Consider the following 2,183-nt stretch of genomic DNA (forward strand, 5'->3'; position numbering starts at 1 on the left):
CGCTGGCCCGCGCCAGTGCCGCCGCCTCGCCGGCGCCGGCCAGCAGCAGCGGCAGCGCCACGTTGCGGGCCAGATCAAGGTGCGGCAGCACGTGGAAGGCCTGGAACACGAATCCGACATGGGCGCAGCGCAGCGCGGCCCGCTCGGCCTCCGGCAGGCGGGCGATGTCGCGGCCGGCAATGGTCACGCGGCCGGCATCGGCAGCATCAAGCCCGGCAATGATGTTGAGCAGGGTGGACTTGCCGACCCCCGATTCCCCGGTGATCGCCACCACCTCGCCAGCCGCGACAGCGAGGTCGACGCCGGCGAACAGCTGCCGCGCGCCGCCGCCGGGCAGTGCCACCGAGCGGGCCAGGCCCGCCACGTCCAGAACCGGCCCAGCAGCAGTGTGCGGCGAAGCCGGCCGGGAGGCCATGGCGGAAGGCGAATGCGCGAGCATGGCGGGGCTTTACCCCACATGGCCGATTATGGGAGCCGGGTGTGGCGACATGCCCCCCTGCGCCTGTTGGCCCGGGCAGGACGGCGCGCCGGCCTCAATCCTGCCGGGCAAACAGGTTGGCCGGGTTCCGCATCGCCTTGAATTCCAGCGCGTTGCCGGCCGGATCGAACAGGAAGAAGGTGCCCTGCTCGCCAGGCTTGCCGGCAAAGCGCACGTGCGGTTCCAGCTCGAACGCAAAGCCGGCCGCACGGATGCGCGCGCCAAGCGCCTCCCAGGCGGCCCAATCCAGCACCATGCCGAAGTGCGGCACCGGCACGCTGTCACCATCGACCGGGTTGCGGTGGATGGCGCTCTTCGGCGCATGATGCACCACCAGCTGGTGGCCATTGAAATCGAAATCGATCCAGGTCTCGCTGGATCGGCCCTCGGGGCAACCCAGCACCTCGCCATAGAAATGGCGGGCGGCCGCGAGGTCATCAACCGGGATGGCAAGGTGGAAGGGGTGCATCAAATGTCCTCGTCAGGGCGTGTCGTCGGAAGGGTCTGCCGCCAGGGGATGGGCAGCGGCCAAGGCCGCGGCGCGGGCATGAAGCGCGCGGGCGGCTTCCGCAAGGGCCAGGCCCTCGGTGGCGCGCAGCGGGTGATCCTCGGCCAATGGCGGACACGGCGGATGGGTAAAGGGCTTGAGACCCTTGACCTGGCCATGATGCGCTGGATCGAGCAGCCAGTTCATCACCTGCATCAGGCGGGTGTGGAGATCGAGATGCGCCAGCGCGGCGACCGCGCCCGGCTGCGGCGGCAGCGCCTCACGCCACAGCCGGCCCGGTCCGTCCGACCAGCGCCGCGCCGCTTCCGCAGCAACAGTGGCGTCGCGGAACAGGGCATCGAGCAGGGGGCGAAGGCGCGGCGCAGACGGCTTGCGGCGCCCTCTTGAAACCGGCGGGAGATTGCCCAGATCTGCGTTGCCGGCAGCATCCGCATTGCCGGCAGCGTCGGCGGGGCCATGAGGACCGTCGGCCTCACCCGGCCCGGATTGGGCGGGTTCATCGGCATTTCGCTTTGGAAAGGACTTTGCCATGCGTGGATTTGATATTTCGCCTTTGCTGCGTTCGTCCATCGGATTCGAGAATCTGAACCGGCTGGTCGAATATGCCGGTCGTCTCGACGCCGGCGACGCCTACCCTCCGTACAACATCGAGAAGCTCGGCGACGGGGCCTACCGCATCCAGATGGCAGTGGCCGGCTTTGCCCAGTCCGAGCTCGACATCACCGTGCAGGAAAACACGCTGGTGGTGATCGGCCAGGCCGCACAGGAAGCCGAAGGCACCACCCGCCAGTTCCTGCATCGCGGCATTGCCAAGCGTGCGTTCGAGCGCCGCTTCCAGCTGGCCGACACGATCAAGGTGACCGGCGCCGGCTTCGAAAACGGGCTCCTGAACATCGACCTGGTGCGCGAGATCCCGGAACACAAGAAGCCGCGCAAGGTGGTGATCGGCGGCGGCGAGACGGTGGACGCCCTGCCGGTCGCGGCCGAGTAAGCGGTTACCCCCGCAGGACTTTCCGGCGCTCGACGCGGAACCGCTTGAGTTCCTCGGCGGGCGCCGGCCAGTCCGGATCGGCGCGCGCCGCAGCCGCATAATCCTCCATTGCGCCGCGCAGCTCGCCGGCCAGTTCGCGGGCCTGGGCGCGGGCGAAATAGGCGCGCGCCGGCTCTCGCGGGCCGAGGTCAATGCCATGGCTGATC

General features: G+C 69.3%; 5 protein-coding genes. 1 reads left to right on the plus strand and 4 read right to left on the minus strand.

Annotated features, from left to right (window positions below; all coding sequences use genetic code 11):
• The 3 genes from GJV64_RS13855 to GJV64_RS13865 form a co-directional block, all read right to left on the minus strand.
• Positions 1–364: ATP-binding cassette domain-containing protein (locus GJV64_RS13855; RefSeq protein WP_328799198.1), on the minus strand; the 364-nt coding region annotated here is incomplete at its 3' end.
• A 169-nt stretch (positions 365–533) separates the two neighbouring features.
• Positions 534–947: a VOC family protein gene (locus GJV64_RS13860; RefSeq protein ID WP_164157997.1), complete on the minus strand. Its 414-nt coding sequence runs from the start codon at positions 945–947 to the stop codon at positions 534–536.
• Positions 948–959: 12 nt separating this feature from the next.
• A complete protein-coding gene (locus GJV64_RS13865; protein WP_164157999.1) occupies positions 960–1,517 on the minus strand; it encodes a DUF1465 family protein in 558 nt (185 codons plus the stop codon).
• On the opposite strand from GJV64_RS13865, the gene GJV64_RS13870 reads away from it, so the two are divergent.
• Positions 1,516–1,977, plus strand: coding sequence for an Hsp20 family protein (locus GJV64_RS13870; RefSeq protein WP_164158001.1), 462 nt, complete (start codon positions 1,516–1,518; stop codon positions 1,975–1,977). The genes GJV64_RS13865 and GJV64_RS13870 overlap by 2 nt on opposite strands.
• A gap of 4 nt (positions 1,978–1,981) precedes the next feature.
• Here the strand turns inward: GJV64_RS13870 and GJV64_RS13875 are convergent.
• Positions 1,982–2,183 (minus strand): hypothetical protein (locus GJV64_RS13875; protein WP_205599645.1); only part of this gene is annotated, 202 nt, incomplete at its 5' end.

The organism is Sandarakinorhabdus rubra (assembly GCF_010994245.1).
Classification (GTDB): Bacteria; Pseudomonadota; Alphaproteobacteria; order Sphingomonadales; family Sphingomonadaceae; genus Sandarakinorhabdus; species Sandarakinorhabdus rubra.

What these genes read in the sequence shown, in the direction of transcription:
- GJV64_RS13860 (WP_164157997.1), bottom strand. Translation starts at nt 947, where the DNA reads ATGCACCCCTTCCACCTTGCCATCCCGGTTGATGACCTCGCGGCCGCC.
- GJV64_RS13870 (WP_164158001.1), top strand. Translation starts at nt 1,516, where the DNA reads ATGCGTGGATTTGATATTTCGCCTTTGCTGCGTTCGTCCATCGGATTC.
- GJV64_RS13865 (WP_164157999.1), bottom strand. Translation starts at nt 1,517, where the DNA reads ATGGCAAAGTCCTTTCCAAAGCGAAATGCCGATGAACCCGCCCAATCC.